23 protein-coding genes and 1 tRNA gene are annotated in these 24,482 nt (G+C 69.7%); 15 read left to right on the top strand and 9 right to left on the bottom strand.

Going from position 1 to position 24,482, the window contains the following annotated elements; genetic code table 11:
- The first annotated feature begins 83 nt into the window (after window positions 1-83).
- From M2317_RS08590 to M2317_RS08570, 5 genes are all read left to right on the top strand, one after another.
- Window positions 84-1,112: a LacI family DNA-binding transcriptional regulator gene (locus M2317_RS08590; protein ID WP_429459202.1), complete on the top strand. Its 1,029-nt coding sequence runs from the start codon at window positions 84-86 to the stop codon at window positions 1,110-1,112.
- A gap of 65 nt (window positions 1,113-1,177) precedes the next feature.
- Window positions 1,178-2,545, top strand: coding sequence for a serine hydrolase domain-containing protein (locus M2317_RS08585; protein WP_429459200.1), 1,368 nt, complete (start codon window positions 1,178-1,180; stop codon window positions 2,543-2,545).
- 20 nt (window positions 2,546-2,565) lie between these two features.
- Complete coding sequence (gene nucS / locus M2317_RS08580; RefSeq protein ID WP_429459199.1) at window positions 2,566-3,261, top strand: endonuclease NucS; 696 nt, start codon at window positions 2,566-2,568, stop codon at window positions 3,259-3,261.
- 107 nt (window positions 3,262-3,368) lie between these two features.
- Entirely contained in the window at window positions 3,369-4,346 is a 978-nt protein-coding gene (locus M2317_RS08575) for a DUF389 domain-containing protein (RefSeq protein WP_429459197.1), read from the top strand.
- Between the two features lie 19 nt (window positions 4,347-4,365).
- The gene (locus M2317_RS08570) at window positions 4,366-5,037 is read left to right on the top strand and encodes an HAD hydrolase-like protein (protein ID WP_429459195.1); all 672 of its coding nucleotides are present in this window, start codon (window positions 4,366-4,368) and stop codon (window positions 5,035-5,037) included.
- A gap of 72 nt (window positions 5,038-5,109) precedes the next feature.
- Here the strand turns inward: M2317_RS08570 and M2317_RS08565 are convergent, their stop codons facing one another.
- Window positions 5,110-5,316: a cold-shock protein gene (locus M2317_RS08565; RefSeq protein ID WP_046014597.1), complete on the bottom strand. Its 207-nt coding sequence runs from the start codon at window positions 5,314-5,316 to the stop codon at window positions 5,110-5,112.
- A gap of 610 nt (window positions 5,317-5,926) precedes the next feature.
- Here M2317_RS08565 and M2317_RS08560 point away from each other — a divergent pair.
- Entirely contained in the window at window positions 5,927-6,100 is a 174-nt protein-coding gene (locus M2317_RS08560; RefSeq protein WP_429459193.1) for a CsbD family protein, read from the top strand.
- 22 nt (window positions 6,101-6,122) lie between these two features.
- Window positions 6,123-7,202: a carboxylate-amine ligase gene (locus tag M2317_RS08555; RefSeq protein ID WP_429459191.1), complete on the top strand. Its 1,080-nt coding sequence runs from the start codon at window positions 6,123-6,125 to the stop codon at window positions 7,200-7,202.
- On the opposite strand, the gene M2317_RS08550 is transcribed toward M2317_RS08555, so the two are convergent.
- Window positions 7,203-7,763 (bottom strand): small multidrug efflux protein, encoded by a 561-nt coding sequence (locus tag M2317_RS08550; RefSeq protein WP_429459189.1) that lies wholly within the window; start codon window positions 7,761-7,763, stop codon window positions 7,203-7,205.
- A 157-nt stretch (window positions 7,764-7,920) separates the two neighbouring features.
- Here M2317_RS08550 and M2317_RS08545 point away from each other — a divergent pair, with 157 nt between their 5' ends.
- Both M2317_RS08545 and M2317_RS08540 read left to right on the top strand, forming a co-directional pair.
- Window positions 7,921-9,117 carry a sensor histidine kinase gene (locus tag M2317_RS08545; RefSeq protein ID WP_429459187.1) on the top strand — a complete coding sequence of 399 codons (1,197 nt, stop codon included), beginning with the start codon at window positions 7,921-7,923 and terminating at the stop codon, window positions 9,115-9,117.
- On the top strand, window positions 9,114-9,716 hold the full coding sequence (locus tag M2317_RS08540) for a response regulator (RefSeq protein WP_429459185.1): 603 nt from the start codon (window positions 9,114-9,116) through the stop codon (window positions 9,714-9,716). Before M2317_RS08545 ends, M2317_RS08540 begins: the two co-directional genes overlap by 4 nt.
- Window positions 9,717-9,833: 117 nt before the next feature.
- On the opposite strand, the gene M2317_RS08535 is transcribed toward M2317_RS08540, so the two are convergent.
- The 7 genes from M2317_RS08535 to M2317_RS08505 form a co-directional block, all read right to left on the bottom strand.
- On the bottom strand, window positions 9,834-10,556 hold the full coding sequence (locus M2317_RS08535; RefSeq protein ID WP_429459183.1) for a VIT1/CCC1 transporter family protein: 723 nt from the start codon (window positions 10,554-10,556) through the stop codon (window positions 9,834-9,836).
- Window positions 10,557-10,620: 64 nt separating this feature from the next.
- Complete coding sequence (locus M2317_RS08530) at window positions 10,621-12,738, bottom strand: heavy metal translocating P-type ATPase (protein ID WP_429459181.1); 2,118 nt, start codon at window positions 12,736-12,738, stop codon at window positions 10,621-10,623.
- An 80-nt stretch (window positions 12,739-12,818) separates the two neighbouring features.
- Window positions 12,819-13,076, bottom strand: a complete 258-nt coding sequence (locus tag M2317_RS08525) for a YHS domain-containing protein (protein WP_429459179.1) — start codon at window positions 13,074-13,076, stop codon at window positions 12,819-12,821.
- Window positions 13,077-13,125: 49 nt separating this feature from the next.
- A complete protein-coding gene (locus tag M2317_RS08520) occupies window positions 13,126-15,384 on the bottom strand; it encodes a heavy metal translocating P-type ATPase (RefSeq protein WP_429459177.1) in 2,259 nt (752 codons plus the stop codon).
- Window positions 15,385-15,478: 94 nt separating this feature from the next.
- Window positions 15,479-16,435 (bottom strand): heavy-metal-associated domain-containing protein, encoded by a 957-nt coding sequence (locus tag M2317_RS08515; RefSeq protein WP_429459175.1) that lies wholly within the window; start codon window positions 16,433-16,435, stop codon window positions 15,479-15,481.
- Entirely contained in the window at window positions 16,435-16,644 is a 210-nt protein-coding gene (locus tag M2317_RS08510) for a heavy-metal-associated domain-containing protein (protein WP_429459173.1), read from the bottom strand. The genes M2317_RS08515 and M2317_RS08510 overlap by 1 nt, the downstream gene beginning before the upstream one ends.
- Before the next feature lie 202 nt (window positions 16,645-16,846).
- Window positions 16,847-16,930, bottom strand: a tRNA-Leu gene (locus tag M2317_RS08505).
- Between the two features lie 329 nt (window positions 16,931-17,259).
- On the opposite strand from M2317_RS08505, the gene M2317_RS08500 reads away from it, so the two are divergent.
- The 6 genes from M2317_RS08500 to M2317_RS08475 are packed head-to-tail and all read left to right on the top strand — an operon-like array spanning window position 17,260 to window position 24,444.
- Window positions 17,260-17,976 carry an FhaA domain-containing protein gene (locus tag M2317_RS08500; RefSeq protein WP_429459171.1) on the top strand — a complete coding sequence of 239 codons (717 nt, stop codon included), beginning with the start codon at window positions 17,260-17,262 and terminating at the stop codon, window positions 17,974-17,976.
- The gene (locus M2317_RS08495) at window positions 17,973-18,533 is read left to right on the top strand and encodes an FHA domain-containing protein FhaB/FipA (protein ID WP_429459169.1); all 561 of its coding nucleotides are present in this window, start codon (window positions 17,973-17,975) and stop codon (window positions 18,531-18,533) included. The genes M2317_RS08500 and M2317_RS08495 overlap by 4 nt, the downstream gene beginning before the upstream one ends.
- A gap of 7 nt (window positions 18,534-18,540) precedes the next feature.
- A complete protein-coding gene (locus M2317_RS08490) occupies window positions 18,541-19,848 on the top strand; it encodes a PP2C family protein-serine/threonine phosphatase (protein WP_429459167.1) in 1,308 nt (435 codons plus the stop codon).
- Window positions 19,845-21,230: an FtsW/RodA/SpoVE family cell cycle protein gene (locus tag M2317_RS08485; RefSeq protein ID WP_429459165.1), complete on the top strand. Its 1,386-nt coding sequence runs from the start codon at window positions 19,845-19,847 to the stop codon at window positions 21,228-21,230. Before M2317_RS08490 ends, M2317_RS08485 begins: the two co-directional genes overlap by 4 nt.
- Window positions 21,227-22,684 (top strand): peptidoglycan D,D-transpeptidase FtsI family protein, encoded by a 1,458-nt coding sequence (locus M2317_RS08480; RefSeq protein WP_429459163.1) that lies wholly within the window; start codon window positions 21,227-21,229, stop codon window positions 22,682-22,684. The genes M2317_RS08485 and M2317_RS08480 overlap by 4 nt, the downstream gene beginning before the upstream one ends.
- Window positions 22,681-24,444, top strand: a complete 1,764-nt coding sequence (locus tag M2317_RS08475) for a serine/threonine-protein kinase (protein ID WP_429459161.1) — start codon at window positions 22,681-22,683, stop codon at window positions 24,442-24,444. The genes M2317_RS08480 and M2317_RS08475 overlap by 4 nt, the downstream gene beginning before the upstream one ends.
- The last annotated feature ends 38 nt before the right edge of the window (window positions 24,445-24,482 follow it).

The following is a 24,482-nucleotide window of genomic DNA, read 5'->3' as shown; positions in this document are numbered from 1 at the left end:
ATCCCCAGTTTCTCGTCCGGATAACGTGGCGTGACAACTCATTTCAGGCAGGCTACGCTTGCCGATAGTTTCGAGAGGACTCCATGGTCAGAGCACGTGCAACGATCGCCGACATCGCCGCAGAGGTGGGCGTCTCGGTGCCGACCGTGTCGAAGGTCCTCAATGGCCGCGTGGATGTCTCCGAGGCGACGCGGCGGCGTGTGGAAGAGGCGCTGTCGCGCCACGAGTACCGCAAGCCGGTCGGCCCGCGGTCCGGAGGAGCGAAGGCCACCGCGTCGCGCCTCATCGACCTCGTCTTCCATCAGGGCGACAACCTGTGGTCGCAGGAGATCATCAACGGCGTCGAGCGCATCTCCGCTCCGGCGCGCGTCGGCGTGGTGCTGTCGGGACTCGGCGGTGCGCATCGTCCGCCGCAGGAGTGGATCGACGACGTGATGTCGCGCAGGCCGCTCGGCGTCCTGCTCGTGCTCTCCGGACTCGACGAGCGCCAGCGCCATCAGCTGCACTCCCGGGCGATCCCGTTCGTCGTGCTCGACACTCAGGGAAATCCCCCCACCGACGTGCCCACCGTCGGGTCGAACAACTGGAACGGCGGGCTCGTCGCGACGCAGCACCTCATCGGACTCGGACACCGCCGGATCGGCGTCATCATGGGCCCGTCGGACATGCTGTGCTCGCGGGCGCGGGTGGACGGGTTCCGCAGTGCCCACGACGAAGCAGGGCTGCCGTGGGATCCGTCTCTCGTCCGCTGGGGGGAGTTCGCGGCGAGCTCGGGTTACCACCAGGCGAGGGAGCTGCTCGAACGGCCGGATCGTCCGACCGCGATCTTCGCCGGCTCCGACTACGTCGCGCTGGGCATCGCCCGCGCCGCGCGCGAGCACGGCCTGCGCATTCCTGAGGACCTCTCGGTCGTCGGTTACGACAACCTGCCGATCACGCAGTGGCTGAACCCGCCACTGACCACCGTCAATCAGCCCCTGCGCGAGATGGGGAGCCTCGCGACCCAGATGCTGCTCACGCTCGCCGAGGGACGCACACCGAGCTCGACGCGGGTCGACCTGATGACCGAGCTCGTCGTGCGAGAATCGACCGCGCCGCCCGCCACCACCTGACGCACGCGACCGACCCGACCCGACCACCTCGACCCCGACCCGACCACCCCGACCCCGGAGCGAAGATGCCCACCGACACGACCACGGCACTGCCGACCGCTGCTCCGGAAGCGCACGGGCTGCGCACCGCCGAGGTGCGCGATCTGATCGCCGAGCTCGAAACCGGCGGGCTCGACCCGCACGCGCTGCTCATCGCCCGCCACGGCCAAGTGCTGTTCCGCGGCGCGTGGGACCCCTGGGCCGCAGACGCGCCTGCCCTCGTGTACTCGGTGTCGAAGACGTTCACGGCGCTCGCGATCGGCTTCCTCGCCGACGAGGGTCTCGTCGACATCGATGCCCCGGTCGACCGCTACCTGGATGAACCGAATCCGCACGGCATCACGGTGAAGCACCTGCTCACGATGAACACCGGTCACAGCCGCGAACAGACCCTCGACCTGCCGTTCTCGGTCCGCTCGCTGCTCGCGATCCCCGGCGAGCACGCCCCCGGGACGCACTTCGCGTACAACTCGCCCGCCAGCTACGCCCTCTCGGCGATCGCAACCGCGGCCAGCGGCGAGTCTCTCACCGACTACCTGCGTCCCCGACTGTTCGAGCCGCTGGGCATCGGGCCGCGATGGTGGATTCCGCTGGACGGCATCGACCAGGGCTTCTCCGGCCTGCACCTGACCATCGACGACCTCGCGAGGATCACGATCTGCCTCGCCGACGGCGGACGCTTCGCCGGACGCCAGGTGATCCCGACCGCGTTCATCGACGCGATGTCCCGCCCCTGGTCCGATACCCGCGACCCTGACGATCCGGACGCCGGGCTCGGCAACTGGGGTCGCGGCTACGGCTACCAGGTCTGGGGCAGCCGCATCGGCTTCCGCCTCGACGGCGCGTACGGCCAGTTCGGCATCGTCGTGCCGGACCGCGGCATCGCGATCGCCTACCAGGGCGCATCGACCGAGGCCCACCGCACGCTCGACGCCCTGCTGCGCCTGGTCGAAGCCTTCTCGGATTCCCCGCAGGACGCCGACGACGCCGCGCTCGCTCCCGGACTCGACTCCTGGACATCGCGCGGTCTGCTCACGCCGACGGATCCGGTTCAGGATGCCGAGGGCTGGTCTCTGTCCGACCTCGGCGAGGACCGTTGGCTGCTCGGCATCCCGGATGCCGGAACGATCGAGGTCGACGCCGACGGCTGGCGACGGTCGGTGCTCGGCGCCGGTGACACGTCGCTCGCCGTGGCCGTCCGCGGCGAGCGCGACGGGGGAGAGGTGCGCGTGCATCTGGTCGTGCTGACGTCTCCGCATCGCGTGATCCTCACTCGTGACGAGGAGGGCCTGCGGCTGCGATGGCACTCGACGCCGCTCTGGCGCCCCACGATCGACACGCTGCACGTCCCGGCGCGGGTCGCCAGGGCCGGGCTCGGGGCGGCGGCCCGGTGAGGACGAAGTAGGCTCGACGGGTGCGTCTCGTCATCGCCCGCTGCTCGGTGGATTACACCGGTCGGCTCAATGCCCACCTCCCGCTCGCCACGCGCCTGCTGGTGCACAAGGGCGACGGCAGCCTGCTCGTGCACTCGGACGGCGGCAGCTACAAGCCGCTGAACTGGATGAGCCCGCCGTGCTCGCTGGCGTCCGAAGCGCCGGGGGAGGAGGAGTCGTCCGCCGGCGTCGTCGAGGTCTGGCGCGTGACCCACAAGAAGACCGGCGATGCGCTCCGCGTGCAGATCTACGAGATCCTGCACGACACGAACCACGACCTCGGCATCGACCCCGGGCTCCAGAAGGACGGTGTCGAGGCCGACCTGCAGCGCCTGCTCGCCGAGCAGGTCGACCTCGTCAGCGAAGGCGCCACGCTCGTGCGGCGCGAGTACCCGACGGCGATCGGCCCCGTCGATCTGATGATCCGGGATGCCGCGGGCGCGGCGATCGCGGTGGAGATCAAGCGCCGCGGCGACATCGACGGCGTCGAGCAGCTCACCCGCTACCTCGAGCTGCTCGGGCGCGACCCGCACCTCGCCCCGGTGCAGGGAGTATTCGCCGCCCAGGAGATCAAGCCCCAGGCCAGGGTGCTCGCCGAGGACCGCGGCATCCGCTGTCTGGTGCTGGACTACGAGGCCATGAAGGGGATCGAATCGGGCGTTCCGCGCCTGTTCTGATCGCTCCCGCTCGCCCGGCGGAGATGAGCCGAACAGGCGCCGCCGCACCGCGGGTGGGATGATTCCGCGGTCGGAGTGCGAACCTCCGCTACCCCGTGGGAGGGGCCGTGAACACACTGGCGGCGATGCGCGATGCGGTCTTCTTCGAGGGGCCCGAGGCAGGGCGGCGCTCGTCCCGCTTCTGGCTGCTGATCGTGCTGTCGAGCGTGATCGCAGCGGCCGGCGTCGTCGCGGACTCGACGGCCACGGTGATCGGGGCCATGATCGTGGCGCCGCTGATGACGCCGATCCTGGGCGTCGTGCTGGCGACCGTGCTCGGCAGCCGACGCAACCTGGTGCGCTGCTGGACTCTGGTGGTCCTCGGCGCGCTCACCGCCGTCGCGATCGGATACCTCGTCGGCCTCATCGTCCCATCGCCCGTCACGGCGCTGACGAACTCGCAGGTGTCCGGGCGCGTCTCACCGCACCTCATCGACCTCCTCGCCGCTCTCGCGACCGGTGTCGTCGGAGCGGTCGCGCTGGTGCGCAAGGACATCTCCGACACGCTCCCCGGTGTGGCGATCGCCATCTCGCTCGTGCCGCCGCTGAGCGTGGTGGGCCTCACGATGGAGTCCGGCGCGTGGTCGGAGGCCGGCGGAGCGCTGCTCCTGTTCGCGACGAACGTCGCGGCGATCCTCGGCTCCGGCGTCGTCGTGCTCACGCCGCTGCGTGCGAAGTGGGAGGGGATCGCCGAAGCGGATGCCGCAGCTGCACGTCCGTATCGCGCACTGATCTCGATCGTGGTGACGCTCGCGATCATCGCGGTCCCGCTGGCCACGACCTCCGCCCGGTTCTCGACCGACGCCCTGCTGGAGGCTCGGATCCGGCAGGCGGCCGAACCGTGGGCCGCGCAGGCGGGCTGGCAGATCGACGGCCTCGCGGTGAGCGGCGGTCAGGCCGAGATCACCTTGACCGGTGCACCTCCCCTGCCCGAGACCGACGATCTGGAGCAGGCGCTGCGCGATGCCGGCGTCGCACCGAGCGCTGTCGCTCTCGAGTTCGTACCGGCCTACCGCGTCGAGCTCGGCGACGAGCCGTCGCCGTGACCGCCCCTAGGCTGGAGGCATGCCCCATTCCCCGTATTCCTGCGTGCTGTGGGACGTCGATGGCACGATCGCCGATGCCACGCCCGGCATCTTCCCGCGTCTGCTGGAGGTGCTGGCATCGTTCCAGGTCGCGGCACCGGATCCGGCTTCCCTGGCCCGCTGGGTCGGTCCGCCGATGTACGAGTCGTTCCAGCAGCTCGCCGGGCTCACGCCGACGCAGGCCGACGACGCGCTGACCCGCTACCGCGAACTCGCCGCCCGCGACGGCTACGCGGCATCCGTCGACATCTACCCGGGTGTTCCCGAGGTCATCCGCGCGGTCGCAGCCGCCGGCATCCCTCAGGCGACCGCGAGCACCAAGCCCGAGAACCAGGTCCGCGCGATCCTCGAGCACAACGACCTGATCGGTCTCTTCACCGCCATCTCCGGCGCCCGAGCCGGCACCGTCGGGCGCAGCGACAGCAAGTCCGACGTCATCGGCTGGGCCATCGAGCGCCTGCAGGCGGCCGGCGTCGACACGTCGAAGCCGGTGCTCATCGGCGATCGGCATCATGACGTCGAGGGCGCGATGGACTACGGCATCCCCGTCATCTTCGCGGAGTGGGGCTTCGGAGACGCGTCAGAGGGCGACGCCGCCGCCTTCCGCGCTGCGGATGCCGCGGCCCTTCAGGCTCTGCTGCTCACCGACTGACCCCGCAAGCACAGAACTCCCCGCCGGATGCGCGGATCCGCGCTCCGGTGGGGAGTCCTGTGAAGAATCGCCTCAGAGGGGGCGAATGTTCTCGGCCTGCAGGCCCTTGGGGCCCTGCGCCACATCGAACTCGACGCGCTGGTTCTCGTCGAGCGAGCGGTAGCCGGAGGACTCGATGGCGGAGTAGTGCGCGAACACGTCGGCGCCTCCGTCGTCAGGGGAGATGAAGCCGAAGCCCTTCTCCGAGTTGAACCACTTGACCGTGCCCTGGGTGCTCATGTACTGCCGTTCTGCTGGTATTGACGCCGACGCAGGGGTGCCCCGACACGGCTAACGCTAGTGGAGCCGAGCGCTCGCGGAAACGGGCAGGACGAAGAAGGTAACCCAAATGTTGCATGCCGGTCACGCGCCGCAGCCGAGAGCGGCCCGAGAAATGGAGTGGCCCTCACCGCGGGGGGAGCGATGAGGGCCAGAAGACGACCGGAGGGTGCGTCAGGAACAGCCTAACCCGAAAAACAGATTCTTGTCCCCCATTTGGGGGACAAAACAGAAATTTCGTGGGAAGATGACACGAGAGCGGCCCCCTCGAATAGCCCATGGGGGACTGAACTATCAGAGGGGGCCCAATCGCATGTGCGGATCGCCGGCTCTGGGGAGAACCGTCCGTCTTCTGGGGTGAGACGGGGGCGATCGATCCCGGTGCACATGCACCTTCACCACCGGGGAGGGTGAGTGGCCGCGTCCATGGTCTTCGGACCACGGAACGCGGCCCGTGAAGGTCGGGAGGGACGCCGTGGGGGCCGCTATCGCCTCGTTCCCTCGGCGTCAACCCCGTCGCCTCATCCGCCTCGAGAGCGCAAGGTGGAACCTCCGAACGAAGGAGGATGACATGGGCATCGACGACAAGGCCAAGAACGCCGCCGAGAAGGTCGCCGGGCAGGTCAAGGAGACCACCGGCAAGGTCACCGACAACGAGAAGCTCGAAGCCGAGGGCAAGGCCCAGAAGGCGAAGGCCGACGTCAAGCAGGCCGCTGAGAACGTCAAGGACGCGGTCAAGGACTGATCCCGGCGAAAGGGATGCTGTCATGACCCGCTTCGGGGTCGAGGAGGAGTACTTCCTCCTCGACCCCGACTCTCTCGCCCCGGCATCGTCCGCCGAACGCGCCGAGCGCGCGCTGACGGATGCCGGGCACCCCGGTGCTTTCACCGGCGAGTTCCTCACGTGCCAGCTGGAGTACGCCACCTCACCGTTGCGCACGGTCGACGAAGCCCGTGCGCAGCTCTCCGCGGCACGGACTGCCGTGTCCGAATTCGCCCGCGACGGGGACTGCATCCCCGGGCCGGTGGGCACGCCGTTCGGCACCGGCGATTCGCATGTGTCGCCCACGACCCGCTACCGAGAGGTCGCGCGCTGGCTCGCCGACATCGCCGGCGGCCACCACGTGTGCGGATGCCACATCCACGTCGAGATCACCGACGCCGAGGAGCGCGTTCGTGCGTTGAATCGACTGCGCCCGTGGCTCCCCGTCCTGCTGTCACTCGCCGGCAACTCGCCGTTCTGGCACTCGCGCATCACCGGCTTCCGCAGCTGGCGCACGGTGATGATGCGACGGCTGCCGACGATGGGCTGCCCTCCGCTGTTCCGCGACCACGCGCACTACCGCCATCACCTCGACCAGCTCATCCGGCTCCGCGCGTCGCCGGACGCGGCATCCCTGGCCTGGGCGGCACGGCTGTCGGATCGCTTCCCGACGGTCGAGGTCCGCGTGTTCGACACGCAGCTCGACCCGGACGACGCGCTGCTGCTGGCGGCACTGGTGCGCGCGATCCTGGTCGCGGACGATCTCGCCGTCCTGCCCCTCGACACGGACCTCATCGACGCCACGCTCTGGATGGCGGCCAGAGAGGGATTGAACGCGGCGCTGATCGACCCGATCACGGGAGAGGCGTCCAGCGCCCGGATGCTGATCCAGGACCTGATGCTCCTCATCCAGCCCTACCTGCAAGACGCCGGCGACGATGCGTTCGTCCGCGATCGCATGGCCTTCATCCGCTCAGACGGCACCGGCGCCGATCGGCAGCTGGCGGCGCTGCATGCAGGCGGAGTGCCCGGCCTCGCCGCCCTGCTGGGCGAACGGGTCGGGCACTCGTCGCACGCGGCCTGATCACGCGACGGCGTGGATCACTCCGGTGAGAATCAGAGTGACCAGCGTCGTCCAGCCGATGATCGCGACGCCCTGCCAGATGAGGATGCGCGCGCGTCCGACACCGGCGGCTGCGAGCATGGTCGCGGTGAACTGAGTGGGCAGCAGCAGCGGTCCCAGCAGGCTGACTCCGGGAACGCCGTAGCGCTCCAGCGAGCGCTGGAACTTCGCGCGACGTGCGGCCTTGCGCTCGCTCTCCTCCTCCGGCTCGACCGCGACGGATGCCGGAGCAGCCGAAGCCGCGACCGCGAGCGTCTCGCGCGCCTGGACCCTCGCGCGGTGCCTGGTCACGACCGCGTTACGCGCCCCCGCACTGACGAAGACGAGGATCGCGACGCACACGAAGTTGCCGACGATGGCGGCGATCGCCGCCACCAGGGGCGCAATGCCGCCGATGATGCCGATCGCCGCGGCCCCCTCGCCTTCGATGAACGGAATGGCTCCGGCCGCCGCGACGATCAGAGGCTGAATGAACTCCGGCACCTGGGCGACGAGGTCCTGGAAGGTTTCGATGAGGTTCATGGTGTGCTCCTGTGTGGGGCTCCGAGCGGCGGTTCCGCTCGGCATGAAACCAGTGAATCGTGGCCCGCCGATGGCGATAAGTGCCGGTCCGTCACCAGTTCCCCTGCGAGCTTCACGGCCAGTGGGTGACAACTGTCATGCCCGTAATGTGGGGGACATGTCGACTCTCAGCACGCCCGGCGCGGATGCCGGAGCAGATGGCGCCCGTCGGCTCGCACGCGGCATCACCGCGACGTGGTGGTACACGGCATCCGCGGTCATCTTCCTCGAACTGATCCTCGTGCTTCTCATGATGGCCGCCGTCGTCGAGGGTGATGCGGGTTCCACAGCGGCCATCGTCGTCGGTCTGGGCGGGCTGGTGTGGTGGGGAGCGACGCTCGTGCAGCTTTTCCAGTACCGGCACCGTGACGACACGGCGGGAACCGGGCCCTGGCAGCGCATCCTGCTTCCGCTGACGATCGCCGTGATCTTCGCGGCGGTGGTCGGCTCCACGACCGGGTTGTGGGTGGCGAGCGGTTTCGTCGTTCTTCAATCTCTGGTGCTGCTCAACTGGCCGCGCGGCGTGCGACTCCGTCTGGTCGTCGCGGCCACCGCCGTGCTGATCGCCCTGTGGATCATCGATCGGAATGCCGGTTCGCTGGACGCGGTCGAGAACTCCACCGCATGGATGCTGGGCATCTTCTCGATCCTGCTCCCGGCCATGTCGGTCATGTCGCTGTGGTGGTGGGATGTCCTGATCACCCTCGACCGCGCCCGCGCCGCCGAGTCCCGCCTCGGCGCCACGCAGGAGCGCCTGCGGGTCGCGACCGACGTGCACGATCTGCAGGGGCACCATCTGCAGGTCATCGCCCTGCAGCTCGAACTCGCCGAGCGCCTGATGGCGAAGGATCCGGATGCCGCGCTCGCGCAGATCAGGCTCGCACGCACCAGCGTGGATGAAGCCCGGCAGGGCACACGCGACCTCGCCTTGCGGTTCCGGTCCGTGCCGCTGCGCGACGAGATCGCGAACGCCGTGGATCTACTTCGGGCCGCCGGCACCTCGGCGGAGTCGTCGGTGGATGCCGCAGCCGATGCCGCCCCGGCATCCGTCCTCGGCCCTGTGATCCGCGAGACGACCACGAACGTCCTGCGGCACGGCGGCGGGAGATGGGCGCGGCTGAGCCTGACGCGCGCCGGCGACGCGTGGCGGTACGAGATCGCGAACGACGCCGCGGCATCGACGGCCGAGAGCGCCGACGGATCGGGTCTGGAGGGCATCGCGCGTCGCGCGGCCGAGGCTGGCGGCACCGTGGAGATCGATCGAGGGCGCACGGAGTTCTCCGTCGTCGTGAGCGTTCCGGCGGTGGCGCGATGATCCGCGTGCTCGTAGCCGACGACGAGGCGATGATCCGGTCGGCGATCGCCGCACTGCTGAACCTCGAGGACGACATCGAGGTCGTGGCGGAATGCGCGAGCGGGACGGAGGCGGTCGACCAGGCCGTCCGCGTGGCCCCCGACATCTGCCTGCTCGACCTGGAGATGCCGGGTCTCGACGGCGTCGAAGTCGCCGAGCGTCTCACCCGACTCGTCGCGACGCGGTGCATCGTCGTGACGCGCCATGCGCGGCCCGGCGTCCTTCGGCGAGCGCTGGCCTCCGGAGTCGCCGGCTTCCTGCCGAAGTCCCGCGGGGCGGACGAGGTCGCCGAGGTGATCCGACGGGTCGCGGCCGGCGGGCGCTACGTCGACCCTGAGGTGGCGGCGGACGCGCTCAGCGACGAACGGTCCCCGCTCACCGAGCGCGAGCTGGATGTGCTGCGTGCGGGGCGACGCGGCGAGACGACGGGGCAGATCGCCAAGGCCCTGTCGCTCGCGCCCGGGACGGTGCGGAACCACGTCTCGGCCGTGCTCGGCAAGCTCCACGTCGCCACGCGCCAGCAGGCGGTGCTGCTCGCCGAGGAGCGCGGCTGGATCTGACGCGGCCCGATGGGGACGGATGCATGGACGATTCCCAGATGTCAGCGCAGAAGCCCGCCGATCCCCTGACATCCGGGCATCGTCCCGACATCTGTCCCATCGGTCGACGTGCCGTCGTCACAGCACGGTGGTGCCGAACAGGCTCCCGACGAGATAGGTGGCCACGAGCGCCAGCGCACCGCCGATCATCGTGCGCACGACCGCTCGTCCGCGGTTCGCTCCGCCGAGCCACGCCGCCACGTAGCCGGTGACGGCGAGCGCGATCAGCACCGTGACGAAGGTCAACCCGATGCGCAGCGGGTGCGGCGCGAGCAGGATCGTCGCCATCGGCAGCAGCGCGCCGAGGAAGAACGCGATCGCCGAAGCGAACGCCGCGTGCCAGGGGCTCACGACGTCGTCGGGGTCGATGTTGAGCTCGGCCGAGAGGTGGGCGGCGAGCGGATCGTGCGCGGTGAGCTCGGTAGCGACCTGCGTGGCCGTCTCATGGCTGAGCCCCTTGGCCTCGTAGAGGCCGATGAGCTCGGCGAACTCGGCATCCGGTTCGTCCGCGAGTTCGCGACGCTCCTTCGCGATCAGCGCACGCTCGGAATCGCGCTGGCTCGAGACCGACACGTACTCCCCGAGCGCCATCGAGATCGCGCCTCCGACGAGGGCCGCGGCTCCCGCGATGAAGACCGGTCCGACCTCGGCCGTTGCACCGGCGACGCCGACCACGACGGCGGCCGTCGAGACGATGCCGTCGTTGGCACCCAGGACACCGGCGCGCAGCCAGTTCAGCCGCTGGGCGAGTCCGGGCGCGTGCGGCTCGTCCGGGTGCGCACCGGGCGACTCCCTGTTCATATCCGCCTCCGTCCGTCCCGCCCGATTGTGTCGCACTCCCGGCCCGATTTCGGGACCGGCGCGATCAGCCGTCCAGGATCGCCCTGGTGGATGCCTCTGGTCGCAGATCCAGGCGGCGCAGCAGCTGCGCGTTCAGCGCCACGACGATCGTCGACAGCGACATCAGAATCGCCCCGACCGACATCGGCAGCACGAACCCGATCGGCGCGAGCACTCCGGCGGCCAGCGGAACCGAGATGAGGTTGTATCCCGCCGCCCACCACAGGTTCTGCGTCATCTTGCGGTACGCGGCGCGGGAGAGCTCGATGACCGACAGCACGGACCGCGGATCGTCGCTGGCGAGGATCACGCCGGCCGAGGCGATGGCGACATCGGTGCCGGCGCCGATCGCGAGGCCGACGTCGGCCTGCGCCAGCGCCGGTGCGTCGTTCACGCCGTCGCCGACCATCGCGACCCTGCGTCCCTCGCGCTGCAGGCCCTGCACGGTCGCTGCCTTGTCCTCTGGACGGACACCCGCGAAGAACCGGTCGACTCCGAGCTCGTCGGCGACCGAGCGGGCGACGGCCTCGGCATCCCCAGTGATCATGACGACCTGGATGCCGAGCGCATGCAGCGCGTCGACCGCGTCCTGCGACTCGGGACGCACCTCGTCCGCGAGCTTGAGCGCGCCGATCACGACACCGCCCCGCAGGACGTGCAGGATGATCGCGCCGTCCGCGCGCCAGGCGTCGACGACAGGCAGTTCGACGGCGTCCTCCTCGGCGAGCAGGTGCGGTCCGCCGACGCGCACCGTCGCCCCCTCGACGGTCGCGGTCACGCCGACCGCGGGGGAGGAGGCGAAATCCGCGCTCGCGGGAACGGCGAGTCCCCGGTCGGCGCCGCTGCGCACGATCGCCTTCGCGAGCGGATGCTCGCTGTCGGCCTCGGCGGCGGCGGCGAGGGCCAGCACCTCATCCGCGTCCTCGCCGTCGACGACGGAGACCTCGCTGACCACCGGCTCGCCCTTCGTCAGGGTCCCGGTCTTGTCGAACAGGACCGTGTCGACCGTGCGCATGCTCTCCAGCGCCAGGCGGTCTTTCACGAGCACCCCGCCGCGTGCGGCGCGCTCGGTCGCGATGGAAACGACCAGCGGGATGGCGAGTCCGAGCGCGTGCGGGCAGGCGATCACGAGGACCGTGATCGTACGGATCACGGCCTCGTCCGGCATCCCGACCAGCGTCCAGATCACAGCCGTGAGGATGCCGGCGCCGAGCGCGAACCAGAACAGCCAGCCCGCGGCGGTATCGGCGAGGCGCTGCGCCCGGGAGGACGAGTTCTGCGCCTCGGTCACGAGGCGCCGGATGCCGGCGAGGGCCGTGTCGTCGCCCGTCGCCGTCACCTCGACGCGCAGACCGGAGTCGGTGGCCACCGTGCCGGCGGTCACGTCGTCGCCGATGCCGCGGGTCACGCTGCGGGATTCGCCGGTGATCATCGACTCGTCCATCGCGGCCCGGCCGTCGACGATGCGGCCGTCCGCCGGGATGCTTCCGCCCGGGCGCACCACGACGACGTCGCCGATCGCGAGATCGGTCGGGGAGACCGTCACGACCTCGCCGCCTTCCAGGCGCTCGGCCTCGTCGGGAAGGAGGGCAGCGAGCGAGTCGAGCGCCGAGGTCGTCTGTGCCAGTGAGCGCATCTCGATCCAGTGGCCGAGGAGCATGATGACGATCAGCAGGGCGAGCTCCCACCAGAAGTCGAGCTCGTGATGCAGGATGCCGAGGGTCGCGCCCCAGGAGGCGAGGAACGCCACGGTGATCGCGAGTCCGATCAGGAGCATCATGCCAGGGGTGCGGGCGCGCAGTTCGCTGACGGCGCCGGTGAGGAACGGGCGGCCGCCCCACACGTACATCACCGTGCCGAGGATCGGCGAGACCCACGTGAGCCCTGGGACGTGGGGGAGCGTGTAGCCCAGGATCATCGCGAACATGCCGGACAGCGCGACGGTCGGGACCGCCAGGACGAGCATGATCCAGAACAGCTTCCGGAACTGGGCGACGTGGTCTGCGTGCCCGGCGTGGCCGCCGTGTCCAGCATGCTCGCCGTGGCTGCTCATCTCGTGGTGCTCGTCATGCCCGGTGTGCCCGTCGGGCGCACCGTGCTCCACATGCCCGCCGTGCCCCTCATGATCGTGCGCGTTCTGCATGATGCATCCCTTCCGGTTCTCGTGCTCCTCCGACGACGAGATCGTGCGGACTCCGAAGAGCCCTGCACGATCCGCTCAGCTCACGCCGCCGTGACGTATTTCCCAGGATCCGCGTCGAACTTCGGCGCGCATCCGGCGCAGCAGAAGTAGTACCGCTCGCCTTCATGGTCTCGATAGAGGCCGGCGGCTTCGGCATCCGACTTCGCGATGCTGCCGCCCATGACGACGCAGACGGCGACGTCGGTCGCGCTCGGGGCGAGCAGATCCTTGCGGCCCGCCGCGTCTACGGTGGCGTTTCCGCCGACGCTGCAGCAGGATCCGGCTGATGTCTCGGACATGGGGTGTTCCTCTCGGTGGTGGATTCCGGCGAAGGTGATCGCCGGCGAGTCAGGCATCCGTCGCCTGGCTGCGGAAGGACCGCAGGCGCAGGCTGTTGCCGACGACGAACACGCTGGAGAACGCCATGGCGGCTCCGGCGAGCATGGGGTTGAGCAGGCCGAGCGCCGCGAGCGGGATCGCCGCGACGTTGTAGGCGAACGCCCAGAACAGGTTGCCCTTGATCGTGCCGAGCGTCCGGCGCGAGAGCCGGATCGCATCGGCGGCGCTGCGCAGATCGCCGCGCACCAGCGTGATGTCGCTCGCTTCGATCGCGACGTCGGTGCCGGTGCCCATCGCGAGGCCCAGGTCGGCCTGCGCGAGGGCGGCTGCGTCGTTGACGCCGTCGCCGACCATCGCGACCACCTTCCCCTCGGCCTGCAGTCGGGTGACGACGTCGACCTTGTCGGCGGGCAGCACCTCGGCGATCACGGTGTCGATGCCGACCTCGGCCGCGATCTGCTCGGCGGCGGCGCGGTTGTCTCCGGTGAGCAGGATCGGCGTCAGGCCGAGGGCCTTCAGCTGGGCGATCGCCTGAGCACTCGTGGGCTTCACGGCATCCGACACCACCAGGATGCCGCGGGCCAGACCATCCCAGCCGACGGCGATGGCCGTGCGACCCTGCCGCTCGGCCTCGCTCTTCGCGGCGGCGAGGTCGGCGGGGAGGGGCTGCGCCCAATCGGCCAGCAGGGATTCGCGCCCGACGAGCACGGCGTGCCCATCGACGATGCCCTGCACGCCCTTGCCCTCGATGTTGGTGAAGCCCTCCGACGCCGGGAGCGCGCCGAACTCCTGGGTGGCCGCCTTGGCGATGGCCTGCGCGATGGGGTGTTCCGAGGCATCTTCGAGGGCGCCGGCGAGACGCAGCAGGTCGGCGCGATCCACGCCGTCCGCGGTGTGCACGTCGACGAGCGTCATGCGTCCCGTCGTGACCGTCCCGGTCTTGTCGAGCACGATCGTGTCGACGTTGCGGGTCGACTCGAGCACCTCGGGGCCCTTGATGAGGATGCCCATCTGCGCGCCGCGCCCGGTGCCGACCAGCAGGGCGGTCGGCGTGGCGAGGCCGAGCGCGCAGGGGCACGCGATGATGAGGACCGCGACGGCGGCGGTGAAGGCGGCGGACGCGGGGAATCCTGCACCCAGCCACGCGCCGAGCGTCACCACGGCGATCGCGATGACGATCGGCACGAAGATTCCGGACACCTTGTCGGCGAGACGCTGCACGTCGGCCTTGCCGGACTGCGCGTCCTCGACGAGCTTGGCCATCTGCGCGAGCTGGGTGTCGGCGCCGACGCGGGTGGTGCGGACGACGAGGCGGCCGCCGGCGTTCACGGTCGCGCCGGTGACGGCATCCCCTGGGCCCACTTCGACCGGGACGGATTCGCCGGTCAGCATCGAGGCGTCTACCGCGGAGGTTCCAGAGACGACGACGCCGTCCGTGGCGATCTTCTCGCCGGGGCGCACAATGAACTCGTCGCCCACGGTCAGATCGGCGATCGGGATGCGGGTCTCGACGCCATTCCGCAGCACGGCGACGTCCTTCGCACCGAGTTCGAGCAGCGCGCGCAGCGCCGCACCGGCCTGGCGCTTCGAGCGCTTCTCGAAGTAGCGGCCGGCGAGGATGAACGTCGTCACTCCGGCGCCGACCTCGAGGTAGATGTTGGCGGCACCGTCGCTCGGGGCGACGGTCAGCTCGAACGCGTGGGTCATGCCGGGAACGCCGGCGGTTCCGAAGAACAGCGCGTACAGCGACCACGCGAACGCCGCGATCGTGCCCATCGAGATGAGCGTGTCCATCGTGGCGGCGCCGTGGCGGAGGTTGGTCCAGGCCGCCTTGTGGAACGGCCACGCGCCCCACACGATGACGGGGGCGGCGAGCGTGAGAGACAGCCACTGCCAGTACGGGAACTGCAGCGCGGGCATCATCGCCATCGCGATGACGGGCACGGTCAGCACGGCGGACACGATCAGGCGGTTGCGGAGGCCGGTGAGCTCGGCATCCGGAGCGTCCTCGTCGTCGGCCGCGCGGGTGTCGGAGGGCGGGGCGGGGAGCTCGGCGGTGTAGCCGGTCTTCTCGACCTCGGCGATGAGCAGCGCGGGGTCGAAACCGGCGGGGGCAGTGACCTTGGCCTTCTCAGTCGCGTAGTTCACGGTGGCCGTCACGCCGTCCAGGCGATTGAGCTTCTTCTCGATGCGCATGGCGCAGGAAGCGCACGTCATGCCGCCGATCTCCAGCTCGACGCTGGCGACGTCGCTTGTCGTGTCGCTCATGTGTGTCTCCTCAGGGTCGGTTCGCGAGAAATCACTCCCCGCGCGAGAAACCACTCCAGCGGTGGTTTCTCGTCTCGTTCGTGGTTTCTCGGTGTCAGTGTCCGCCGTGGTCGCCGCCGCCGTCGGACCCGTGGTCGGGAGCGGCATCGGATGCCGCCGCATCCAGGACGAACTGCGCGGTGTGGACCTGCCCGTCGACCTGGAAGTCCAGGTAGAGCAGGTAGCGCCCGGCGGACGGGACGCCGGCGGTGAAGTCGACCGCGGGGCCGGCGGTGTCGCCCGGCTGCGGTTCGTCGCCGTGCGCGTGGACGTGCAGGTAGGCGAGGTCGCCGTCGCGGAGGGCGACGAGGTGGCCGAACGCGCCCAAGTACGGTTCGAGGGCGGTGACGGGTTCTCCGTCGCGGGTCACCTCGACGGTGAGCTCGCTGTCGGCTCCCGCGACCAGATCGCCGGAGATGGCGACGTCGAAGCCGTCGACGGATGCGGTCCGGATGACCTCGGTCGCCGGGGCCGGGGTCAGGGTGCCGGCGACATCGATCGTGCGCGACAGCGTCGCGGCCGTGCCGTCGGAGACGAAGTCGGTGTAGATGCGGTAGGTGCCCGCGGCATCCCAGGTCCACGGGAGCGACCAGACACCGGTGGCGGTATCCAGCTCGGGGTGGACGTGGCGGTACTGCGTGCCGTCGTTTCGGACCACGATCAGGTGCAGCTGCTTGCCGTGGGCCGTGTCGTAGGTCGTGGCGGGCTCGCCGGCGGCGGTGAGGATGCGGAAGGACAGTTCACCGTCGGCGCCTGCCGCCGGCGGGGCGCCGATGGGTCCGAGGGTGAATCCGGATGCCGAGATGGTCGTACCGCTCACGTCCTGCTCCTTCTTCTCCTGCGTGTTCTGCTGCGCCGGTTCGGTACTGTGCGATTGGTCGTCCGCGTGGCTCGCCTGGCTCCACGCGGCGACCGTGCTCTCCGGCACGATCGCGCCGGCGGCCAGGTAGGCGGCGCCGAACGCGATCACGAGGCCCGCGCCGTAGAGACCCAGGCGGCCCGCGGTGTTCATCAGGCGCGCACCGCTGCGTACCCGGCCTCGTCGACGGCGGCGAGGATGGCCGCGTCGTCCACCGGAGCGTCGCTGGTGACGACGAGCCTGCCGTCGGAGGCGCTGACCTGGATGCCGGTGACGCCGGCGACCTGACCGACCTCGCCGCGGACGGACATCTCGCAGTGGCCGCATGTCATTCCGGTGACCTGGTATTCGGTGGTGCTCATGGCGTTTCCTCTCGTCTCGTTCAGAGTACCCAGGAGGGGTATGTGATTGATCCAACCATATACCCATGGGGGGTATTCCGGTCAAGGCGGGAATACGGCGCGGCACGGCTCCTGGAGGAGGGCGGTGTCGGGGCATCGCGGGCGGCTAACCTGCACCCGGAAACGACAAAGGCCCCGAATCCGAAGATCCGGGGCCATCCGGTGCGCGAGGGGGGACTTGAACCCCCACGTCCTTGCGAACACTGGCACCTGAAGCCAGCGCGTCTACCTATTCCGCCACTCGCGCGAGCGTCTCGTTCCGAAGAACTCAACTTCCCGAGGATATCACGCGTTCAGACGGTCGGTGAAACCGGCACCGTCGCCGCCAACCGGAGCCGCGAAACGTACTTTGCGGGGCGAGGCTTCCGTTGCCCAGCCAAGTGTCACCCCGCAAACCAAGTCTCACGGCCCACACGCATCCCCCGCACGGCCCACACGCATTCCCCTCGCGGCCCACTCGACGGCCGGCTCGCGCGGCCCATCACCCCCGCATCCCCGCAATCGCGCGCCCGGAGGGCGTTCACTCAGGACACCTGACTACGATGGCCGTACCAGTCGGCATGCCAGAGGAGCCCCGTGGGACTACTTGACAGCTTTGAGAAGGGTCTCGAGCGCGCGGTCAACAGCGCGTTCGCGAAGACCTTCCGCAGCGGCATCCAGCCGGTGGAGATCGCCTCCGCCCTGCGGCGCGAGGCCGACACCAAGGCCGCGATCGTCAGCCGCGATCGCATCATCGCGCCCAACAGCTACCTCGTACGCCTCAGCCCCGACGATGCCGAGCGGATGCAGTCCGTCGGTCGCCCCCTCATCGACGAGCTCCTCGCCCTCCTCACGAAGCACGGCAAGACCCAGGGGTACAGCTTCGCCGGCCCGCTCAGCGTCGCCCTCGAGGCCGACGAGAAGGTCGCCACGGGCACCGTGCGCGTCAATTCGACGACGGTCGAAGGACGCGTCACCTGGCAGGCCGTCGTCGACGTCGACGGCCGTCGCCACTCCGTCTCCCGCTCACGCACCGTCATCGGGCGCGGCAGCGACGCCGACATCACCATCTCGGATGCCGGGTCGAGCCGACGCCATGCGGAGATCCTCTGGGACGGCGAGCGCGCCATGATGCGCGACCTCGGTTCGACCAACGGCACCAAGGTCAACGGGGAGAAGGTGCGCGAAGCGCGCCTGGAATCCGACACCACGATCACCATCGGCCGCACGGACCTCGTGTTCCGGATCGTCCCGGTCGCCTCGCCGCAGCGCCGGGACGACGACGCGACGCGCGCCTTCGGGGTGAGCCCGTGAGCACTCCCAGCGAACTGGTCCTCCTCCTTCTGCGCATCGGGTTCCTCCTGCTGCTGTGGTTCTTCGTATTCGGCGTCGTCTATTCGCTGCGTGCCGATCTCTTCGGCGTCCGTGCACGAAAGCTCCCCGCCGAAGCCGCGGCTGCGACCCCCGCTCCCGCCCCGGCGGCGGCCGTCTCCACGCCGGCCACGACCCCGGCCTCCGGCATCGCAGCCAAGGCACCGGCACCCGTTGCCAAGACCGGCGCCCCGGCGACCGCCAGCAGCGCCATGCGCATCGTCATCACGTCCGGCCCGAAGGCAGGGCTGGAGATCCCGCTCGGCAGCGAGCCGATGACGATCGGGCGCTCCAGCGAATCCGGTCTCGTCATCCGCGACGATTACACCTCCAGCCACCATGCGCGCCTGATGCTGCGCGGCGGCACCTGGACCGTCCAGGACCTCGACTCGACGAACGGCACCTATCTCGACGGCAAGCGCCTCACCGGTGGTCCGGCCGCGATCGGCATCGGCATCCCCGTCAAGGTGGGCGCCACAACCTTCGAACTGCGAGCCTGAGCGCGGCATGGTCTTCGAGGGCTCGAGCGCCGCGATCTCCCACACCGGGAAGGTCCGCTCCAACAACCAGGACTCCGGTTACGCCGGAGCGAACCTGTTCGCCGTCGCCGACGGCATGGGCGGTCACGCCGGCGGCGATGTCGCCTCGAGCGTCGCGATCCAGCGCCTCGCCCCGCTCGACACCGGCTACGCCACGACCGATGACGCGCAGGCCTCTCTCCAGGCCGCCGTCACCACGGCCGCCGGTGATCTGATCCGCGCCGCCAAGGACCGCCCGGAACTCGCCGGCCTGGGCACCACCGTCAGCGCGATCATCATGGTCGACGAGTACGCCGTCATCGGCCACATCGGCGACTCGCGCATCTACCTCTTCCGCGACGACGAGCTGACGCAGATCACCGCGGACCACACGTTCGTCCAGCGCCTCGTCGACTCCGGCCGCATCACGCCGGAGGAGGCGCGCTACCACCCGCGCCGCTCGGTGCTCATGCGCGTGCTCAGCGACATGGACAACGACCCGGAGCTGGACATGTTCGTCATGCCCACGCTCCCGGGCGACCGCTGGCTGCTCTGCTCCGACGGCCTGTCCGGCGTGGTCGACGAACTGCACGTCGCCAAGGTCATGCGCCAGGGCCTCGCCCCCGGCCGCACCGCCGACACCCTGCTCAAGCAGGCCCTCGACGGCGGCGCACCCGACAACGTCACGATCGTGCTGGTCGACGTGGGCGGGCAGCATCCGCTCTCCTCCGGCACCGCGACCATCGTCGGCTCGGCATCCAATCCGTCCGGCATCCTGGTCCCTGCGGCCCGAGCCGGCCGCAGCAGCTGGCTGCACCCGGTACGGCAGGCCGCCAACGAGCCGACGCACTTCGAACCGGCCGCCGACTACCTCGAAGAGCTCATCGAAGAGGACAAGCGCCGCGCGAAGCGCCGGCGCGTCGGCTGGATCAGCGCCCTCCTCGTCGCCCTCCTCGCCCTCGCCGGCGCCGGTCTGCTCGCCTACAACTGGACCCAGACGCGCTACTTCGTCGGCGCCGATGAAGACAGTGTCGTGATCTTCCAGGGCGTCCAGCAGAACATCGGTCCGATCACGCTGTCGACGCCCATCGAGGACACCGACATCCTCCTCGCCGACCTGCCGCCGTACCAGCGCGCGTCCGTCGAGCGCACGATCAACGCCCGCTCCCTCTCGGATGCCGAGGCCATCGTCGAGCGTCTGCAGGCCGGAGCGGATGCCGTCAAGGCCGACGAGGCGCAGCAGACCGCCACTCCGACGCCGACCCCCGCGCCCACCACGGACGGGGGGACACCGTGAGCACCGACGTCGCCGCCGATACCGCGGTCATCAAGGCCCTCAAGAAGATGCGGCTGCCGCAGACGCAGCGCAACCGCGAGTTCTGGCTGCTGCTCTTCGCCTGCCTGCTCAGCGGCGGCGCCCTCGCGCTCGTCCAGCTCGGCGCCCTCGGAGCGATCGACCCGATGATCCTGTTCATCGCCGGCGCCCTGGCCGTGCTGGTGTTCGCCCTGCACATCGTGCTGCGGATCGTCGCCAGCGACGCCGACCCGTTCGTCGTCCCGATCGCCACGCTGCTGACCGGACTCGGCATCGCGATGATCTACCGCATCGACATCGCGAAGAGCCTCACAGGCTGGGGCGCCTACTCCTCCAAGCAGCTCGCGTGGACCGCGATCTCGATCGCGCTGGCCATCGCCCTCGTGATCGCCCTGCGCAACTACCGCGTGCTGTTCCGCTACACGTACATCTTCGGCCTGGCCGGTATCATCCTGCTGCTGCTCCCATTCGTCCCAGGACTCCGCGTCACCGACGCGAACGCCGACGTGTGGGTGTCGCTGGGCGGATTCATCTCCTTCCAGCCGGGCGAGCTGGCGAAGCTGTGCCTGGCGATCTTCTTCGCCGGCTACCTCGTCCGCACCCGCGAGAGCCTGACCTCGGTCGGCACCCGCTTCCTCGGGATCACGTGGCCGCGCGCCCGCGAGCTCGGCCCCGTCATCGTCGTCTGGCTGATCTCGCTCGGCATCATCGTGTTCCAGCGCGACCTCGGCACCGGTGTCCTGATCTTCGGCATGTTCATCGCCATGCTCTACGTCGCCACCGGGAAGACCAGCTGGGTCGTCATCGGCCTCGCCCTCGTCGCGGTGGGCGTGTTCCTCGCGACGCAGATCCTCAGCTACGTGCGCGGACGCTTCACGAACTGGCTCTACGCGTTCGATCCGAGCGTCGTCGACCCCCAGGGCGCGGGTTTCCAGCTCCAGCAGGGCATCTTCGGCCTGGCACACGGCGGCCTCATCGGCACAGGCCTCGGCCTCGGCCGCCCGCAGGTCACCCCGCTCGCGCACAGCGACTACATCATCCCGAGCCTCGGCGAAGAGCTCGGACTCGTGGGCATATTCGCGATCCTCAGTCTCTACATGGTGTTCATCAGCCGCGGCATCCGGATCGGGATGGCCGGGCAGGACGATTTCGGAAAGCTGCTCGCGACCGGCTTGTCGTTCACGATCGCCCTGCAGGTGTTCATCATGGTCGGCGGCGTCACGCGGCTCATCCCGCTGACCGGCCTCACGACCCCGTTCCTCGCCGCCGGCGGCTCGTCGCTGGTCGCGAACTGGCTCATCGTCGCGCTGCTGCTGCGGATCTCCGACGGCGTGCGCCGCCAGCCGAGGGTGGTGATCGGATGACGAAGGAACTGCGCCGCCTCAGCATCATCATGCTCGCGATGTTCCTGTCGCTGTTCATCGCGACCAGCTGGATCCAAGTCGTCGAAGCCGACGCCCTGGCCCAGAACACGAACAACAAGCGCACTCTGCTCGACAGCTACGAGATCCAGCGCGGGTCGATCATCGCCTCCGGCACGCCGATCGCGACCTCGATCCCGGCCGACGACACCTACGCCTTCCAGCGCGTCTACACGGATGCTGCGATGTGGGCGCCCGTCACGGGCTACTTCAACCCGGCACTGCAGTCTTCGACCGGTCTCGAGAAGGCGATGAACGCCGAGCTCTCCGGCACCGGCGCCGGCGCATTCTTCGCCGAGATCGAGCGCATCGTCTCCGGCCAGCCGCAGACCGGTTCGAGCATCTCCCTGTCCTTGGATGCCGAGGTTCAGCGCGTCGCCTACGAGGCGTTGAACGGGCTCGAGGGCGCCGTAGTCGCGATCGAGCCGTCCACCGGCCGCATCCTCGCCCTCGCCTCCTCGCCGAGCTACGACACCAACCTGCTGGCCTCGCACGACGTCGCAGCCGTCAGCACCACGCACGACGAGCTGGAGGCCGCGGCCGACAACCCGCTCTACAACCGGGCCATCGCGGGCAGCCTCAACCCACCGGGATCGACGTTCAAGCTCGTCACCGCCTCCGCCGCGTTCTCGACCGGGGAATGGACGCCCCAGTCGACGCTGCCGAACCCGGCGCGGTACACGCTCCCCGGCACCAGCCAGCAGATCTCGAACTCCGGCGGCGGAACGTGCGGCCCTGGCGAGACCGTCTCGATCGCCGACGCGATCCGGCTCAGCTGCAACATCCCGATGGCACAGCTGGCCGTCGCGGTCGGCGAAGACGCGATGCGCGAGACCGCCGAGGCGTACGGCTTCGACCTCTCGTTCGACACCCCGACGCCCTCGACCGCGTCGACGTACCCCCAGGGCCTCAGCGACGATCAGGTCGCCCTCACCGGTTTCGGCCAGGGCGACGTCCGGGCGACCCCGCTGCAGATGGCCATGGTGTCGGCAGGACTCGCCAACGACGGCGTCGTGATGAACCCGCGGATGGTGGATGCCGTGATCGGCGACGACCTGTCGACACAGAGGGCGTTCGAGAACACCGAGTTCGGCCGCGCCGTCGACGAGTCGGTCGCGCAGGACGTCACGAACGCCATGGTCGCGAGTGTCGCTTCCGGAGCCGCGTCTAATGCGAGAATAGACGGGGTCGACGTCGCCGGTAAGACGGGTACGGCAGAGAACGGTGACACCGAGCCGTACACGTTGTGGTTCACAGGTTTCGCCCCCGCGGATGATCCGCAGGTGGCGGTGGCAGTCGTCGTCGAAGACGGCGGTGGTAAGGGTCAGTCCGGATCCGGCAATTCGATTGCCGCTCCGATTGCGAAGAAGGTCATTGAGGCGGTGCTGAACAAATGAGGCCGACGCAGGGTGTGTCGTTCGGTGGACGCTACGAGCTCCAGTCGCGGATCGCGATCGGCGGCATGGGCGAGGTCTGGGAGGCCACCGATCATGTGATCGGTCGTACGGTCGCCATCAAGATCCTCAAGGACGAGTACATGGGGGACCCCGGGTTCCTCGAGCGCTTCCGCGCCGAGGCCCGGCACGCCGCACTCGTCAACCATGAGGGCATCGCGAGCGTGTTCGACTACGGCGAGGAGAACGGCAGCGCCTACCTCGTCATGGAGCTCGTGCCCGGAGAGGCGCTCTCGACGGTCCTCGAGCGGGACGGGGCCCTCAGCGCCGACAAGACGCTCGACATCGTCGCGCAGACCGCCGCCGCACTGCAGGCCGCGCACGCCGCCGGCCTCGTGCATCGCGACATCAAGCCGGGGAACCTGCTGATCACGCCGGACGGTCGTGTGAAGATCACCGACTTCGGCATCGCCCGCATCGCCGACCAGGTGCCGCTGACAGCCACCGGTCAGGTGATGGGCACGGTGCAGTACCTGTCGCCCGAGCAGGCGTCGGGTCACCCGGCGTCCCCTGCGACGGACACTTACTCGCTCGGCATCGTCGCGTACGAGTCGCTGGCCGGCAAGCGCCCGTTCACGGGTGAGTCGCAGGTCGCGATCGCGATGGCGCAGATCAACGAGCAGCCTCCGCCGCTGCCGCCGACCGTGCCGATCCCCGTGCAGAACCTCGTCATGGCGATGATCGCCAAGAAGCCGGGGGACCGGCCGAGCTCGTCGGCGACCGTCGCGCGCGCCGCTCAGGCGCTGCGTCGCGGCGACCTGAACTCGGCCGCCATCGCCGTTCCCGCCATCGCCACCGGCGGCGTCGCCGACGAGGCGACGCGCATGATGGACACCGCCGGTGACGATGCCACCCGCATCCTCACCACGACGGCCGCCCTCGAGACCGACGATGCGGTCGACGAGACGAAGAAGAAGAAGCGCAGCCCGTGGACGTGGCCGCTGATCGCCCTCATCGTCATCCTGCTGCTCGCGGTCGGCGGCACGATCATCGCGCTGCTGTCCGGCGACCCGGAGGAGAAGCCCACGACGCCTCCGCCGACCACGCAGTCGCAGACTCCGACGCCCGACCCGACGCCGAGCGAGGATCCGCGGATCAACGTCGGCGAGCTGGGCCTTGCCGGAATGACCTGCGACGCGGCGGTCGCCGCCGCCGCCGCGGTCGACCTCGACGCCAGTTGCGTCACGGGTTCGACGCCGGCCGCCACGGCCGAGCAGGTCGGCACCGTGCAGAGCGTCGAGCCGACCGGCATGGTCGAGCCGGGCACTCCCCTCACGCTCACGCTGTTCGCCGAGGTCGTCGCCGTCAGTGCGCCGGAGTCCGCTCCGACGCTCTCCGGCGATGCGATCGCCGGCAAGACGGCCACGCTGAACTGGACGAACTACACCTGCCCGTCCGGTGTGCCCGCGCTGAGCTCCTACGAGGTCACCATCACGAACGCGACGTTCGCCGACGGCACGACCACCCGCAGCTTCACGCCGGCCGAGCGCAGCGCCGAGATCACGATCGACGCCGACACCGCCGGGCAGAACGTCACGGCGACCTACCAGGCGTTCTGCGGCGGTGACCGCCCCTCCGGCGCATCCCCGCAGATGACGGTCGCCATCCAGGCTCCGTCGTCCCCGAAGCCGACCACTCCGCCGGCCGAGGGCGAGGCGGATGCGGGCGGCGAGGCAGACGCGGGCGCAGACGCCGAAGGGTAGCCTTGGTAGGCAGTCAGCAGTCGTCAACGCAAGGGGGT

Source organism: Microbacterium sp. ZKA21 (assembly GCF_050434165.1).
Taxonomy (GTDB): Bacteria; Actinomycetota; Actinomycetes; order Actinomycetales; family Microbacteriaceae; genus Microbacterium.
The sequence above is the reverse complement of the archived record's forward strand: the minus strand, read 5'-3'. Positions and strand labels throughout refer to the sequence as shown.

Bases quoted from the DNA above. Each gene is read 5' to 3' on its own strand.
- M2317_RS08590 (WP_429459202.1), top strand. From the start codon at position 84: ATGGTCAGAGCACGTGCAACGATCGCCGACATCGCCGCAGAGGTGGGC.
- M2317_RS08585 (WP_429459200.1), top strand. From the start codon at position 1,178: ATGCCCACCGACACGACCACGGCACTGCCGACCGCTGCTCCGGAAGCG.
- M2317_RS08570 (WP_429459195.1), top strand. From the start codon at position 4,366: ATGCCCCATTCCCCGTATTCCTGCGTGCTGTGGGACGTCGATGGCACG.
- M2317_RS08565 (WP_046014597.1), bottom strand. From the start codon at position 5,316: ATGAGCACCCAGGGCACGGTCAAGTGGTTCAACTCGGAGAAGGGCTTC.
- M2317_RS08560 (WP_429459193.1), top strand. From the start codon at position 5,927: ATGGGCATCGACGACAAGGCCAAGAACGCCGCCGAGAAGGTCGCCGGG.
- M2317_RS08555 (WP_429459191.1), top strand. From the start codon at position 6,123: ATGACCCGCTTCGGGGTCGAGGAGGAGTACTTCCTCCTCGACCCCGAC.
- M2317_RS08550 (WP_429459189.1), bottom strand. From the start codon at position 7,763: ATGAACCTCATCGAAACCTTCCAGGACCTCGTCGCCCAGGTGCCGGAG.
- M2317_RS08545 (WP_429459187.1), top strand. From the start codon at position 7,921: ATGTCGACTCTCAGCACGCCCGGCGCGGATGCCGGAGCAGATGGCGCC.
- M2317_RS08540 (WP_429459185.1), top strand. From the start codon at position 9,114: ATGATCCGCGTGCTCGTAGCCGACGACGAGGCGATGATCCGGTCGGCG.
- M2317_RS08535 (WP_429459183.1), bottom strand. From the start codon at position 10,556: ATGAACAGGGAGTCGCCCGGTGCGCACCCGGACGAGCCGCACGCGCCC.
- M2317_RS08530 (WP_429459181.1), bottom strand. From the start codon at position 12,738: ATGCAGAACGCGCACGATCATGAGGGGCACGGCGGGCATGTGGAGCAC.
- M2317_RS08525 (WP_429459179.1), bottom strand. From the start codon at position 13,076: ATGTCCGAGACATCAGCCGGATCCTGCTGCAGCGTCGGCGGAAACGCC.
- M2317_RS08520 (WP_429459177.1), bottom strand. From the start codon at position 15,384: ATGAGCGACACGACAAGCGACGTCGCCAGCGTCGAGCTGGAGATCGGC.
- M2317_RS08515 (WP_429459175.1), bottom strand. From the start codon at position 16,435: ATGAACACCGCGGGCCGCCTGGGTCTCTACGGCGCGGGCCTCGTGATC.
- M2317_RS08510 (WP_429459173.1), bottom strand. From the start codon at position 16,644: ATGAGCACCACCGAATACCAGGTCACCGGAATGACATGCGGCCACTGC.
- M2317_RS08490 (WP_429459167.1), top strand. From the start codon at position 18,541: ATGGTCTTCGAGGGCTCGAGCGCCGCGATCTCCCACACCGGGAAGGTC.
- M2317_RS08480 (WP_429459163.1), top strand. From the start codon at position 21,227: ATGACGAAGGAACTGCGCCGCCTCAGCATCATCATGCTCGCGATGTTC.
- M2317_RS08475 (WP_429459161.1), top strand. From the start codon at position 22,681: ATGAGGCCGACGCAGGGTGTGTCGTTCGGTGGACGCTACGAGCTCCAG.